11 protein-coding genes and 1 riboswitch are annotated in these 14,702 nt (G+C 45.6%); of the genes, 1 reads left to right on the top strand and 10 read right to left on the bottom strand.

Annotation, left to right across the window (positions count from 1 at the left end; genetic code table 11):
- Positions 1–175 precede the first annotated feature (175 nt).
- Positions 176–931: an AAA family ATPase gene (locus CA600_RS17425; protein ID WP_094871710.1), complete on the top strand. Its 756-nt coding sequence runs from the start codon at positions 176–178 to the stop codon at positions 929–931.
- 51 nt (positions 932–982) lie between these two features.
- Here CA600_RS17425 and wsfD read toward each other — a convergent pair whose 3' ends face one another.
- The 10 genes from wsfD to CA600_RS17375 all read right to left on the bottom strand — a co-directional run bounded on the left by wsfD (position 983) and on the right by CA600_RS17375 (position 14,694).
- Entirely contained in the window at positions 983–2,398 is a 1,416-nt protein-coding gene (gene wsfD / locus CA600_RS17420) for a glycan biosynthesis hexose transferase WsfD (protein WP_094871708.1), read from the bottom strand.
- 8 nt (positions 2,399–2,406) lie between these two features.
- Positions 2,407–4,299: an LTA synthase family protein gene (locus tag CA600_RS17415; RefSeq protein ID WP_094871706.1), complete on the bottom strand. Its 1,893-nt coding sequence runs from the start codon at positions 4,297–4,299 to the stop codon at positions 2,407–2,409.
- A 201-nt stretch (positions 4,300–4,500) separates the two neighbouring features.
- Positions 4,501–5,838 carry a 5'-deoxyadenosine deaminase gene (locus CA600_RS17410; RefSeq protein ID WP_094871705.1) on the bottom strand — a complete coding sequence of 446 codons (1,338 nt, stop codon included), beginning with the start codon at positions 5,836–5,838 and terminating at the stop codon, positions 4,501–4,503.
- A 67-nt stretch (positions 5,839–5,905) separates the two neighbouring features.
- Positions 5,906–6,004, bottom strand: a riboswitch (purine riboswitch).
- A gap of 122 nt (positions 6,005–6,126) precedes the next feature.
- A complete protein-coding gene (locus CA600_RS17405; protein ID WP_094871703.1) occupies positions 6,127–6,645 on the bottom strand; it encodes a hypothetical protein in 519 nt (172 codons plus the stop codon).
- Positions 6,646–7,229: 584 nt separating this feature from the next.
- The gene (locus CA600_RS17400) at positions 7,230–7,748 is read right to left on the bottom strand and encodes a GNAT family N-acetyltransferase (protein ID WP_094871701.1); all 519 of its coding nucleotides are present in this window, start codon (positions 7,746–7,748) and stop codon (positions 7,230–7,232) included.
- Between the two features lie 206 nt (positions 7,749–7,954).
- Entirely contained in the window at positions 7,955–8,371 is a 417-nt protein-coding gene (locus tag CA600_RS17395) for a hypothetical protein (RefSeq protein WP_094871699.1), read from the bottom strand.
- Between the two features lie 4 nt (positions 8,372–8,375).
- The gene (locus tag CA600_RS17390; RefSeq protein ID WP_042130853.1) at positions 8,376–8,678 is read right to left on the bottom strand and encodes a hypothetical protein; all 303 of its coding nucleotides are present in this window, start codon (positions 8,676–8,678) and stop codon (positions 8,376–8,378) included.
- Positions 8,675–9,019, bottom strand: coding sequence for a restriction endonuclease subunit S (locus tag CA600_RS17385; RefSeq protein WP_094871697.1), 345 nt, complete (start codon positions 9,017–9,019; stop codon positions 8,675–8,677). Before CA600_RS17385 ends, CA600_RS17390 begins: the two co-directional genes overlap by 4 nt.
- Positions 9,020–9,043: 24 nt before the next feature.
- On the bottom strand, positions 9,044–9,331 hold the full coding sequence (locus CA600_RS17380) for a hypothetical protein (RefSeq protein ID WP_042191504.1): 288 nt from the start codon (positions 9,329–9,331) through the stop codon (positions 9,044–9,046).
- A 203-nt stretch (positions 9,332–9,534) separates the two neighbouring features.
- A complete protein-coding gene (locus CA600_RS17375) occupies positions 9,535–14,694 on the bottom strand; it encodes a glycosyl hydrolase family 8 (protein WP_094871696.1) in 5,160 nt (1,719 codons plus the stop codon).
- Positions 14,695–14,702 lie beyond the last annotated feature (8 nt).

Here is a 14,702-nt window from a genome sequence, read left to right as displayed (position 1 = left end):
CCGGTGCTCACGTAGCTTCCACTACGCTCCACTCCTCAGTTTCTATCTTCTTTCAATCTTCTCGGTGCTGAAGACCGTACTTTTTGAACACGCACTACAAAGGTCTAACTTGAGACTTACATCTCGTCAGATCTGAGCGGAAATGATTATCTATGGCATTCACAAGGGGGAGACTATGAATAACACCACGTTGTACTTGCGCCATGCAGAACTGCTTCGTGATCAGGTTCCATCATTCCAAACCTATCCATTTCATCTGCCGGCCGTAAGAACACTGGATCGGCTTATTTTTCAAAAGCCAGTAACCTTTCTTGTCGGGGAGAATGGCACAGGGAAATCTACCTTGCTAGAGGGAATTGCTGCTGCGTGGGGCTTTAACCCTGAAGGCGGAACACTTAACTTCTCTTTTAACACTCGTTCCTCGCATTCGAGTCTCTATGAGTATTTTAGAATTGCTAGAGGGGTTAGACGTCCAAAGGATGGTTTTTTTCTACGCGCGGAGAGCTATTATAATGTGGCTTCCTACATTGATGAATTAGATGAACAGCCTAGTTTTGGTCCACCAATCAAGAACTCCTATGGAGGCAAGTCTCTGCATGAGCAGTCTCACGGAGAGTCTTTTTTCGCAGCGTTCGTTCATCGTTTTGGAGGGCGTGGTCTTTATATCCTCGATGAACCTGAAGCGGCTCTGTCTCCTCTGCGGCAAATGTCTCTGCTGGTGCGTATGCATGAGCTAGTCGGGCAGGATTCACAGTTTATTATCGCGACCCATTCTCCCATTCTGATGTCCTATCCGGGAGCTGAGATTTTTCTCCTAGAAGGTGAGGGCATTCGGTCCGTCGCCTTAGAAGAAACAGAGCACTACACCGTGACCAAAGCATTTATGAATGACCGGCAGGGCATGTTACGCGAGCTATTGGAGGATGAATAAAAACAGCAAGTCTCCATAATCGGAAACTTGCTGTTTGAGTTGTTCCTTCTATTAACGTCTTACCATTCCCACTACCTTGTGTACAATCCATCCGAACATGACTACAACCATCATATCGAAGCACACATTAAACAAGAATAAATGCTTACCGATGTCCGCCCTTCCGTCCCCAAGAATCGGAACCAAGAAAGAGAAAATCCCTATCAGTCCCAATAACATCAGCAGTTCACCAGCAACTCTTCCCCGAACATCCCGGCTACGGAAATATTGGAACAACGCCCCGGCAAAATACACCAGATAGAATATAGTGAGAAATCCGAGCGTATGCGGAATATGCTTGTTCTTGAATTCGCTCCACCCGCTATAAGCGTACGATAATGCACCTGCTGCCTTATTTTCACTCTTCTCATAGTTCCCTAGGTAATAAGGACGAATCGCCATACTGTTACTCGCAGCATATTCCATATTATCTATTAACCGTCCTGGATGTTTTAAGTAGAAGAACAATACATCCTTATGGGATACCCGGTCGTAGAAATCCGGTACCAGCGAAGGATCATCCTGTTTGATTACTGTATCGGTCTGAAAATAATTCGTGCCCGCAAGAACCTCCAACCGCTCCGGCAATCCGAGATCCTGCAAATCTCCCTTCACATCCGGTGATTCATTTAATATCCCAAAAAACACGGTCTGATACAGGTTAATATGCTTCAGCTCTTTCGGCGCCGTCACGTACATAACGATGGATACCAGAAATATGGCAATCGAAAAGCGTAAGGCGAGCTTTCTCCATTTTCGCTCACTATCAAGTGTCATAAACCGCAGGAAGATCAGCGCAAAGGCAATTCCAATCGGCGCATTCTGAATTTTGGAGGTGACCAAAAAGAGAATCGCAATAAAAAATAAGGTTAACCCCTTAGTCGTAGGCTTTTCTTGGCTTGTTAATCTTAACCCCAGCGCAAAGGTCAACAGCATAAACACCATCGACACCGGTTCTCCGAATAAGGAGTTAAAGTATGCCAAATACCCAATATCAAAAAATACAAATAATATAGCTGCACCTAGCAGCAGGCCAGTAACATAAGAGCCGCGAGCATTGTACTTCACCAGCAGCCAGGTCGCCACCAGTAAAAGAAGACCGTAGACTGCACCAAGCAATCTAACATCAAAAAAGCTGCCATGGATGAGCCCGCCGATCAACCTCGGTACAAGCACAATCAAAATCTGTGAAGAAGGATAGAAGCCCCTAAACAAATTCTCATACGCAAAACGAGAATGGCTAAAATTAAAAAACTGGTCGGTATACGATGCTGCAGTATCATAGTAGTTCAGACCGATGGTATTCATCATACGCAGGAAATCTCCATTATCAGCAACCCCAATAAAAGGTCCTACGAATAGCAGATAAATAATGACACCGCAGCCGGCAAGGCTTACGAGATACTCCGGTTTCCAGAACTTTTTCATGATTCCCCCTATCTCTGTGGTAACAGCTTCACATATTCGTCGGACAAATTCATTAGCTTTAATACATACTCATAATCGCTCTGATATTTCGAGAAGTCCGTTACCGGCTTGAGCGTATCCAGCGACACAGCTTCACCATCTGCAAATCCTTTTCCAGGGACATAGAGAATGTCATCATTAAAGAAGGAACCGGAAGGCAAATAATACCTCATCCCTAACACATTACGATCAATGTTGAGCAGGTCATGACCAAAGGCTGTATAACCTTCTTGTTGTAGTGAAACGCCCATTAAATTAGCTATCGTAGGAAGGATATCCAGTTGTCCTCCCGTACGCTCTACTACCTTCCCTTGCTCCATTCCCGGTACACGCACAATGAGTGGAATATTAAAGCGGCTGATCCGGGAATCGTATGGAATACCAAGTGCACTTTCCACTTGCTCTGGTGGAACATCCTGAGGCTGTAGGCCAAAGTGGTCGCCATACATGACCAGAACCGTGTTATCCCACATTCCATTTTCCTTCAAACCTTCTATTAAAGTACCTATGGCATAATCAGTATAGTTAATAGCCGTCAAATAGTCACCTAACATCGTGTCTTTCATGTCATCAGGTACAGTGATTTTCTTAAAAGAATCTGGAACTTTGAACGGATGATGACTGGATGCGGTCACCATCTGTGCGTAGAAAGGGGTTCCTTTCTTCTTCAGCTCTGCCAATTTCTCGACACCCGTCATATACAGCTGTTCATCGGAAGCACCAAACGCATTAAAATGATCATTCGTAAAATAATCCTTGTCATAATAGCCGTTAAACCCAAGCGCCGGGTATAACTCATTCCGATTCCAAAAGCCTACTTTATTCACATGAAAGGTGTACGCCTCATACCCTTTATCCCTTAGCAGTCGCGGTAAGCTTGGCAGTTCTCTGTCCCCGAATCCGGTAGACATGGCCAAAGTACCCATCGGATAAATAGACGTATTGCTCATGAATTCAGCGTCAGACGTATTCCCTGGTCCAATCTGCTGATAGACATGCGGGAAATAAAAGCCCTCATCCGCTAGCTTATTCATGACTGGCGTCAGTTCCTGACCATCCAGGGATTGATGCAGCGGGAAATTCTGAAAAGCTTCCAATTGCAGCACAATTACATTTTTACCCTTTTGTGAGCCAAAATAATCAGGAGTCGTACCCGCTGGCTTGTCACTATATGGATAGGAAGATTGCAGCGCGTCAACCTTCGCAATCGTATCCTTAATATCACCCGTTCCAATGAGATTGTTATCTTCATTAATCTTAATCGCTGCAACGACTTCATAATTTAGAAATCCGGCAGTTTCTGCCTGCACAAGCTCATTTGTAATCCCCCGTGCAGAGCGGACAGAATATGCCGATAAAGAAAAACCTCCAATAATGGATACCAGAATCACCACCACATGCACGAATCCTGTCTTCCGGGAACTAAAGCGTTCACGCGGGTAGGTCTTTCCTTGTTTCCATCTGCGAATCAAACCATAGATAGCGAAGAGGACAAAATCCGCGAAGAATAAGTAATCAATACTCTTTATGGTAGATTCTACGCTTGCCTTCACTTGAAATACCTGATTGATTTCAGATAAGGCCAGGTAGGTTGGAACAGAACCAAAGTGATTAAAATATACAGCGGCTGCGAACAGCAACAGCGATAAAAAGCCGTTAAATATCCAATAGACGGTTGTTCTCACCCTAGAAGGCGTAATCACCGTTAAAATCCCCATAATCAAAAGGACTGGCGCTACATCCGCTGCAATCCATTCCCAAGCAATTCTATCAAAGAACAACACTCTCAGAAGCAACAGCTTTAACCATAACAATATAACAACGATAAAAAAATGGGCACGATCCGGCCCTTGCTTTTTCACTTATAATCCCCTCTTACATGTTCATTTGTTCGAAATATCAAATCTATTCTAGTAATTTGTAAAATATCAGGTTGTTCTAGTATAACAATACTTACTTTTTTTATCAAAATGGTAGAATTATCTTCCACTCAAAAAAAAAAGAGATGCCCCGCTGCCCTTTCGGCATTGGAATATCCCTGTTAACTATGAGTTGATCAATCTTCAGACGATTGAAGTAGACTTAAGCAATCTTTTAATAGAACGGTTCGCTTCATTTAACACAACTTCCTTATCTACAGTCTTCAGCAGACCTCTTTCCATCACGATCTCCCCGTCGATAATCGTAGTTTCCACATCAGCCCGGGTAGCAGAATATACAATTCTAGAGATGGGATCTACGTCGTAGGAGGGGAAGGTATGGAAATTGAAGAGATTCAGAAGCACTAGGTCTGCTTTTTTACCCACCTCGATACTGCCGATCTTATCCTCCATCCCTACCGCTTTTGCCCCACCTATAGTTGCCATACGAAATACACTGCGGGCATCCATTGTCGTAGGTCCATGTTGAGGCTTCTGAATAATTGCCGCGAGCCGCATTTCATTAAACATATCCAGATTATTATTGCACGGTGCACCGTCAGCACCCAGACTTAGTGACACCTGCTCATGGAGCATCCCCGGTGTATCAGCAATTCCGGAGGCTAGTTTCAGATTTGAGCCAGGGCAATGACTTACATGAACTCCACGATCCCGCAATATGCGCCGCTCCTCGGCATCCAGCCATACACAGTGCGCCAGTATTAAGCGCTCATTAGCTAATCCTAGATGATCCAGGTAGACGATGTTACGCATCCCAGTCATCGCCTGCACAATCTCAATCTCCCCTAAATTCTCAGAAGCATGGGTGTGCACCTTCACATCATACCTTGCGGAGAGATCTCGTACCTCGGTTAATAAGGGTTCGGTGCAGGATATTACAAAACGCGGAGAGAATGCATATTGAATCCGTCCATGGCCATAGCCATTCCATTTTTCAAGCAAATCCACACTTTCCTGTAAAGAAGAAGCGGTATCCTCCTGCAGTGCTTCAGGCACATCTCCTCCTTTTTGATCCATCATTACCTTACCGGACAAAGCACGTATTCCACTTTTAGCAATGGCCTGAAAAGCATAGTCCGTATGGTGAACAGTCTCCATATCAACAATCGTAGTGGTTCCGCTGGAAATCAGTTCTCCTATACCGAGCATCGCCGAATAATAAAGGGATTCCTCATCATGCGCTGCCTCTAACGGCCAAATCCGTTTACGCAGCCAGTCCATAAGCTCCAGATCATCTCCCTTCCCACGGAATAACGTCTGGCATAAATGAATATGCGTCTGAACAAAACCGGGAATTACCGTACGGTTCGTGGCATCGATGACCTTTTCGTCTCCCTGCGGGATCAGACCAATGCCGATTTCTACGATGATATCATCCTTAATTCGAACATCCCCGACAATAATTTCCTCCTGTCTGTTCATTGTAATGATCTCAGCATTTTTGATCAGAATGTTCCCCATTGTCCCTATCCCCCTCATTGTTCATTCGTTTGCCGTTTCACGGTGTAACACAAAAAGGCCACAAAAATATGCCGTAGCATATTTTCGTAGCCAGAAATTTACGGTTTCCGGTAGAGACCCTTAAACCAATTATTAAGGATATACGAAAAAAAGGACTATTCATTTGTACGTTGAATAATCCAATTGTAATTGAAAGACAACTTTAATGTCAATATATATAACATAAATACAGATTTATTTTGTGAAATGATTATACCTCACCTTAATACGTCACTTTTCATAACACAATCATTCTTCTCCAAAGAGTCCACCCTCAAATAGCTCCCCATTAAACAAATCAGCTTGAGGTTCAACCTCCAGTCCATCTTCGGTATCCAATTGTATATTTAACTCTCCGGCTGCCTTTTGTCCAACCCATTTAATAGCACTACTACCTTTAGGAATATTTAGAATAACTTCTTCATCCTTTTCCCCACTCCAAATAGTGGTTAATTGCTGATCTGCTATAGTCTGAATTAACTTGAATTTTCCACGTTTGTTATTACCCTGTATTTTTATTTTCAATGAAATATCTTCTTGGGAAGTCATCCGCCAGACCGTATACACCCCAGAAAATCCACTGTATTGAATAATAGCGTGTTCCTCGTTGATTTCCCCCTTTTTATTTGAAAATGTAAAACTGTCCCCAACCTCCAATAATCTGTTCTCATTATTAAACACATTCTCTTGTTTACTCGCAAAACCTCCACAACCGCCCAACCATAAAATCGCACATGCAATAACCATTAACTTAACCGAACGGTTCAATTACAAATCACTCCTTTTAAAATCCAAGGGTTCCAGCTGTTTAACAAACTATGGCGATATAATCTCATATTAAATAAATTTATATCTTGGGAGACATAGCTAATTTTCCCACGAAGTGCTTCGACGTCTATTTCTAATATATTTATTTCATTACAACTAATATGATCTCTCAAGTCTGTAAAAACCCAATAATAATTTAACTAACGTACTTTTTCCGTCAAGGATTTGCGGGAATGCAACATCGTCTAACATTTCACCTTGCATATCAAAATACTCGTATATTCGATCAAATACAACCTTACAATTAATTACATATTAATCCAGTTAGAAATATCATATATTGCTTATTTTTCAAATTAAAACACAAAAAAACCTCTATTTCAGAGGCCTCTTACATGTCACTCACGCAATCTTTATTCTGGAAAGTAATGATCTCTTACATATTCAGCATGAAATTAATAACAGTTCATAGATAATTTGATTTTCCTAGTTATCCATTAGATTGCATTCCTGCTAACACTTCAGTGGCAGGATCAGTAGAGTGATCTCGTATCCTTACACCACTTTTATATCAATTCACCATCTCAAACCCTCAGCACCTTCTCGAATACTGGAAAGTTCGCCGTACGGTTCGGAAAACCCACTTCACCTCTATGGTCATAACCAAGGCGAGGATAGATTTCCAATGCTCTAGTATTCTTCGCATAAGTATCCAGCCGAATACTTGTGTAACCATTACGCGCTGCGTAATCCTCTGCGAAAGCAATTAGCCTAGTCGCAATCCCTTTTCCCTGAATATGTGGATGAACTGCTAAACGATGCATAATCAGATGTGGCCCTTGATTTTGCTTCCACTCGATCTTCTTATATTCCTCAGAAGCATTCTCATCCAGTACAAGAATACCCGCGATAGCTTGATCTTCTTCACATACATATAAGGTACCCTGTGCGATATCCAGTTCGATAATCTCTTTATTCGGATAGCTTTCATCCCACTGGTCGCTTCCAGCGGCCTGCATAACTTGTACACATTTTGAGATCAATTCCATGATCTCTTCGATCTCATCCTGTCTAGCTTTTCTGATCCCATTTCCTACTTGCATCCTGCTATCCCCTCTTCCTTATCGACATCTGAAAACCTCTGAATAGATTCTCGTTTTAGAAGTCTATCATATTCGGAGACAAATTCCGATAGTAGGATGATTCCAGAGAGGATGCAATCCCTCTAAGCTGAGGGACACGAAAGATCAGAATAACACGTCATAGATTAGATCTCCGGGTCCCTTCCTCTTAACTTACCTGCCGCTACTCAATTAAACTCCAGCTTATGCCCGTCCTCGAAGCCCTTGGCGAAACCGGCGTCGAATCCCACGTTGTATGCTTCTGTGTACCCCTGCTGAAAGGCGTCTGCCGGTGGCGTTTCCGGCGAAACGCCAAGATCCGGGGGGAGCGGAATGACCTGCGGGGCAGGTGGAGCCTCGATAACCGGCACTACATGAACTGGTGCTTGTATAACCCTCACCTTTCGAACAAGCTTGCGGCGGAGTCTTCTTTTCTTTCGTACCAAAAGACCCTTCTTCGTCTTTCCATAACGAACGACTTTCCGAGAAAGTCCTCTGCGGGGTTTGCGGGCTAGACCTCTACGCACTTTCGTTTTCCGCGAGAGCAGAAGTGTGCGTCTGCGGGTTCTGCCTGAACGAAATGTTCTAAGGCTCTTTTTCTTCATGCTTCTATTCCTCCTGTGCTCCATGATCTCTGGAGGTTCCTACGGCGTATGCCTTGCTCAGCCATGGCGCAGCAGGAATTCCCCGTTTCGGTTGATGTAGTGAAATCCCGGACATCATCCGGCACATCGCGCTCTGATACCCACTTAAGATTCTGATATTGTCGCTCAATTTGCGGGCCGTCAGCTCAGATTGCCCCGTCAATTCGGCGATGCTCTCCAAGATGGCCGCCAAAGCAGCCTGACTGCGCGAAATGGAGCGGATCATCTCCAGCTTGACGGCATGTTCAGAGAGACGGTCCCCGCTCATTTGCTGTCTTCTCCAAAACTGAACCCATCACCTGACATGTCTCCAAAACCTTCCCCGCCACCATCATCTTCCCCACTGCCCAGCACTGCTTTTAAATTGCTGTAGAGTCCATTCTCCAATTTAGTCAGCCCTTCGATCATCTCCACGATAACTTCGTGAATGGAGAGAGATTCCTTTAGCTGCTCTTCATGAGATTCGAAAGCTCTAGCGTGGATATGATGTTGTGCCCACTGTTTTACCTTTTCAGCTTCAACCGCCTTAGCTTCCAGAATCATTGCAATGTTCCACTGGATAGTGGCGGTCGACTCCAGCATTTGCAGATAAGCCTTTTCTCTGCTCATCATCCGCCTCCTGCTCCTATAGCGTTACTCTTCTTCTTGACCGTTCAATTCCTTAATTACTCTGCCTACCCCTTCAGCCATCGCTTCTTCCAGATCTGCAAGTGCGTTCAAGTAAGCAATAATATTCTTGTTTACTTGAGTTGAGCTTTCGATCATCCCGCTGATACCGTCAAAACCGGGATCTGCATCTGGCAGATCGTGGACAATTTGCGACATACGGACAGCCACGTGGCGCTCAGCATCTAGTATCCGCGCCATCTGTTCGTGTGTATGGGCCATGTGCTGCAGGACTTTGGTTATTTTATTCTGCACCTTCATGTCTCCTTTGCTCAAACGCCCTGCTACAGCATATGCGGCAGAAGCCGGGACGGTGCCGAGGATATAAAGGCAAGTTAGGGCTCTATACAAGCGGATTGGCGGACACAGGATACTTTAGAAGATTGAAACAGGCCGTCTATATGGAAAATAAAAGACCAACAGCCCGGTCCATTGGAACGGGCTGACGGCCTTTTGGATTAATAATATTTATTAATGATTCTGTAAAAAAGAACCGCCGTTTCGGCGCGGGTTGCAGCTCCCGTTGGATGGAGCAATTTCCCGTCACCAAGGACAATGCCCTCCCTGACCAGTACGGCTGCTGCCTTCACGGCATAATCAGCCACTTTAGAGGCATCCGCAAATTTGCCAAAGTCGGAGATGGAACCGGCTTCTGCTAATTTTCCTGACTTCTGCAATGCTCTTACGATAAATACCATCATATCCTGCCGGGAAATCTCTGCTCCCGGATTGAACCTGTTGCCGCCGACTCCGCTGGCAATGCCCAATTGTTTGGCGATTCCCAGCGCTTCATAATAGTATGCGTCCTGATCGGCATCCGCGAAGCTCACTTCAAAACCAGCCTTTAAATCAAACGCTCTGACCAGAAGCAATATAAAGTCCGCTCTTTTCATCTTGGCGCCCGGTTCAAAGAAAGTACTCGACGTTCCCTGAACGATTCCTTTAGCCGCCAGAGCTTCAATAGCCTCTTTGGCCCACAAATGGCTGCCGATATCACTGAAAACAGGTTTCTTGGGCTGCAGTTCCGGTGTGGGTGCCGGTGTTGTCGACGGACCTTCACTTGGCTTCGGAGCTGCCGGCGTTGGCGTTGGAGTCGGGTTACCACCTCCGCCGCTGCCCGAGCCACCGTCCCCGCTGGCCTTTAATGTAGATACGATTCTCACATTGCTTATCTTGGACGTATTTCCTGCTGCATCAACAGCTATAATATAGTATTTGTACTGGGTATCCGCAGATAAACCGCTATCTCTGTATTCTGTTGCCTCCAGTGTCTTGATTTCAACGTCATTGCGGTAAATCCTGTATCCCGTTACTCCCAAATTATCCGTGGAAGGTGTCCATTTTAAATCAATAGCAGAGCTGGATACCGCTTCCGCTCTCTCTATTGTTGGTTCCATGGGAGCCTCAGTATCAACGATGGTTGGTGTCCACCAGTTGCCGGATGCCACAATCATGCTGAGCAGACGCAAATTATTGCCAAAATATAAATCGTCTTCGGTGGAAACAGCCGCATTATAATCCCATAATCTATTCAGCCACTCCTGATTGGATGAATCAATCATGGCGCTGACCATCATCGGTGCGGAGAAGGATGTGTCTGCATAATCATTGATTGCTTCCGTGCCGTCCAGCTTATATCCCGCAAGGATCTTGGCCGGATCATTATCCGCCATGGCCCGAATCCAGCGGTTCAGCGTGCTGAGCTGCTCTTTAGCCCGATTATCACCTGTCAGGAGATAATCCGTACTGATGCGCCAGGGAATACGGGAAGAGTTGTAGTTGTAATCCCCGTCATTTTCCGATTCCAGGAAGTATCCATCCGGGGTATCCCATATCTTCTGGCTTACCGGTTTGTATTGCCCATCCGTATCATCCTTGAATACAAAATCCGGCAACAAACCGGCTTTGGGACTGTAATTTTCATACAGACTATTAATGATGTTGTACGTCTTATCGGTAACACGATCCCAATTGGGGTCTCCGGATACATTTTTAAAATCTTTCAGATGCTGCAGCATAAAATCGGAAGGACGTGTAGCATTGCCGAACGTGGAATCATTGTCACTGACCCAATCCGCCAATTTCAATGTCCACTCGGAATGGTTGACATCGCTTTTCATAATGGCGTTGATTACCTTTTTGGCCTGGGACAAGTAGTTAATTTCCCCGCTGCTGCCCCATTGGCTGTCGGCAAGCAGAAGAGCGTAAGCAATATCCATATCGCCGTCGGTTGCCGAATCCACACCATTGATATCAATAATTTCGGTGCCGGTATCCGCTTGCTGCCATGCCATTAAATCGGGATTGATTTCACTTGGATGTGCTCTGAAATAGCGATACATCCCGTCAAAATACTTCTTAGCCTCCGGATCATGACCCGCGAGCAAAGCGGTAATCAGCATTCCGTAGCCATGTGCTTCCGAAACTGTAATCTCGTTATTCTCAAACCAGTCACCATCGCTATACCATACGTAATATTGGTCTGACTGATATGGATTTTGTTTCAGATATTTCGTTTTCCACTCGGTATATAATCTGCCCACCGTAGCGTCCAGTTGGGCCTGAGTCAAGTGATTCGGCTTAATGGAGCCGGCCACATAAGACGTATGCTGCGGAAATGCCTTATGGACACCCGCTCCAGTGGATGAAGGTTTGGTCGTTACTTGAACGGTATTACTCGCCAGCGATTCCATCTCTTCTGCATTATAGGCCTTCACAGTATAACTATAGGCCGTATCCGGAGTTAACCCGGTATCGCCGTAGGAGATTTCCTTCGTCGTGCCGACTTTGCTGCCGTTGCGGTATACGTTGTAGCCTGCTGCCTGAATGTTACCGGCCGAAGCCGTCCATTTCAGGTTGATTTGGTAAGGAGAAACCGCAGCTCCTTTTAAATCAGAAGGTGCTGAAGGCGGCTCCGACTCGCTTGGACCTTCGATTGTTCTGACTTCAACCGGATCTGAATTAATTCTTGTGCCGACCGTTTTGACGATAAATTCATATTTTTTTGCAGGATTGATATCATCTACCGTGTAGGTGTATTCCGTTTGACCTTCCGCTACCGGCACATATATACTCCAGTGTGTCTTCACCTTGTCATTCTTCTCATAAATCCGGAATCCTCTTACTGGTTCTGTACTTGCGGAAGGTGCACTCCAGGTCAGAACCGCCTTGCTGCCGTTCAATTTCACCTTCACCGCTTCCGCCGGGTCCGGCTTGGTGTCCGTTCGCTTGATCCCATACTTGTCATATGCTTTTAGTCCGTCGCCAACGGTGTCCGGCTGACTCTCATCCGCTACGGCTGCGGTATACGCTGTAAAGGAAAGCACCCGGTCAGTGATGGAAACATCCGTAAACATCTTCTTCTCCGGCTGTTCGTCGATAGCTGCAAAGTAATCATCATAAGGAACCGGATTCCCGTTTTCGTCCCGAATCTCGCGGGGTTCTCCATTCTCATCCAGTTCATATTGATTGTTCTTATAATAGAATTTATTTCCGAATGCATTGGACATGAGATAGACCGTACCTTTGGGGTTGAGCGCATTGCCCTCTCTATCAAATGTCAGCTTCTCCTTGGGAATAACTTCATCATTGTACATTTGGAAGGATCTCATATACATATGATCATGGGCCTCGAACACCATATCAATGCCCATCTCGTCAAAGGCGGGAATCAGGTATTTCTTGTAAAACTGGACGCGATCGTCTTCCCATTGTGCAGAGTTGTCGCCTGCTGCATAGGGGCTTTTGTGAAAAGTAACAAACTTCCACTTCTTGTCGCTGCGGGCGACCGTACTCTTCATCCAGGCCACTTGGTCCCAGAATTGGTCATCCGCCCATTCCACATCTTTCCCATTCTCTGCAAGTGCCCCCGAGTACTGCGAATTGAAGACAAGATAGAGTGCATCACCGTATTCAAAAGAATACACAGAGCCTTCTTGGGTATCCGCAACAACCTGTTTCGGCAAGTTGAAATGGTTGTAGAAGTTGTTATTCGGTGTCGTCTCATCTCCGTCATAATCCATGACCTCATGACCGCCAAGTACAGGCACATATGGCACTTGCAGCAATTGATTCTGGGCTGCCCCGAGCATCCATTGCCACTGCTCCTCCAAATCACCGTTATCCACCAGATCTCCGGCGCTGATCAGGAATTTAGGGTCGCCTATATAATCAACTGCTTTCCGGAAGGTATCACCCCAAGGCTCAAAGTCAGACTTGCTGGAAGCCTGTGAATCGGAACCGGCGATAAAACGGAAAGGCTGGTGGCCGGCAGCATCCGTAGTGAACGAACCGATAGAGCTCCAATCACCTGATTTTCCGTTACCTGCCCGAAACTTGTAAGCTGTTCCCGGTTGAAGCTGGTCTGCAATGACTTTATGACTAATAAATTTCGTTTTATGGTTCGTGCTTCTATCGCTTTTACTCATAAAGGTCTCAATTTCATCGGCCTCTCCCTGATAAGTCAAAGCCCCGTTCTCCGGGAAAATGTTCCCCATAACCTTTGAGGCTTCTATAACCTGTACCACGGTATCCGTCATTGCATCCGTGTACCAGGCCAAGGCAATGCTCGTCTTTGGATCTCCGTTAAACGTCATATTAATGGATTTTGGAGCAAGAGGCGAATCCTGAACGCCAAAATTCCAGGAAACTTCCCGAACCAGCGGCACAAGATCTGCCCCCTTGATAAGCTCCTTGGGTACAGTTACCGTGTAAGACTTCCCATAAGTCAACGGAGGATGGTTTATCCGCAAAGTATCTCTGTTTAAGACTTCAAGTGTAACCCCATCAACCGGTTGATCGTTCTCATCGGCAAATCGGACTGCATAGCCCGGATCAAGGGCAATGGCCTTGTTGAATTTGATTTCAACGGGAGCTTCGGGAGACACATTTCCAGAACCGTCTGCAGGTTGCTGGACAAGATCTACAGTAGGAATGACAGGTTCTTTCCCCGGGATCGGCTCGCCGGACACCTTGATATTTCGGATTCTACTGGAACCTGAACCCCCTATGCCCTCATCATTCCCTCTAGTGTTGCTATCGGAGCTGACGATCCAGCGAATATATAATATTTCCCGATCATTGCTGTTCGGAAGGGGAGTATTCACCAGTCTGCAGATATCGCCCGGGCAATCAAAACTGGAGACAGCCATTTTAAGATTCGTATTCGGCACATCCTCCCACGTTTGTCGGTCTACACTTGTCTGCACTTTAAAATCACGCGGACCTGACCCGGATGAATTTTGCTCAGAGGATAAGGTAATATTCTCAAATCCGGTTGTAGACACGGCAGCAAGCCAATACTTTTTCCCGTTTCCATTGTCCCAGCCCTGATAGCTGATCGCTTTCTTGCTTACATCCACATCCTCGAACACACCGCCTACATTGCGAAAAGTAGACGCTGTCTCATAGATGCCGTATGTAGCCGAGATTACCCCCACATTTTCAGCGGCCTCATCAAACACCCATTCGGCAATCGTCTTTACACCGGGTATTGAATCTGAACCGACAGCATCTGGTGCAGGTGCAGCATTTGCAATCTGGTATGGCAGCAGTAAAAGCACGAGCAACAAAGAAATGGATTGGTGCAGCCTTCTTTTCAAATGACCCTTCTTTTGCACTCTCGTTC

This window comes from Paenibacillus sp. VTT E-133280 (assembly GCF_002264385.1).
In the GTDB taxonomy this organism is placed as follows: Bacteria; Bacillota; Bacilli; order Paenibacillales; family Paenibacillaceae; genus Paenibacillus_AQ; species Paenibacillus_AQ nitricinens.
The sequence above is the reverse complement of the archived record's forward strand: the minus strand, read 5'-3'. Positions and strand labels throughout refer to the sequence as shown.

Coding starts and splice junctions, on each gene's coding strand:
- CA600_RS17425 (WP_094871710.1), top strand. CDS start 176: ATGAATAACACCACGTTGTACTTGCGCCATGCAGAACTGCTTCGTGAT.
- wsfD (WP_094871708.1), bottom strand. CDS start 2,398: ATGAAAAAGTTCTGGAAACCGGAGTATCTCGTAAGCCTTGCCGGCTGC.
- CA600_RS17410 (WP_094871705.1), bottom strand. CDS start 5,838: ATGGGGAACATTCTGATCAAAAATGCTGAGATCATTACAATGAACAGA.
- CA600_RS17400 (WP_094871701.1), bottom strand. CDS start 7,748: ATGCAAGTAGGAAATGGGATCAGAAAAGCTAGACAGGATGAGATCGAA.
- CA600_RS17395 (WP_094871699.1), bottom strand. CDS start 8,371: ATGAAGAAAAAGAGCCTTAGAACATTTCGTTCAGGCAGAACCCGCAGA.
- CA600_RS17390 (WP_042130853.1), bottom strand. CDS start 8,678: ATGAGCGGGGACCGTCTCTCTGAACATGCCGTCAAGCTGGAGATGATC.
- CA600_RS17385 (WP_094871697.1), bottom strand. CDS start 9,019: ATGAGCAGAGAAAAGGCTTATCTGCAAATGCTGGAGTCGACCGCCACT.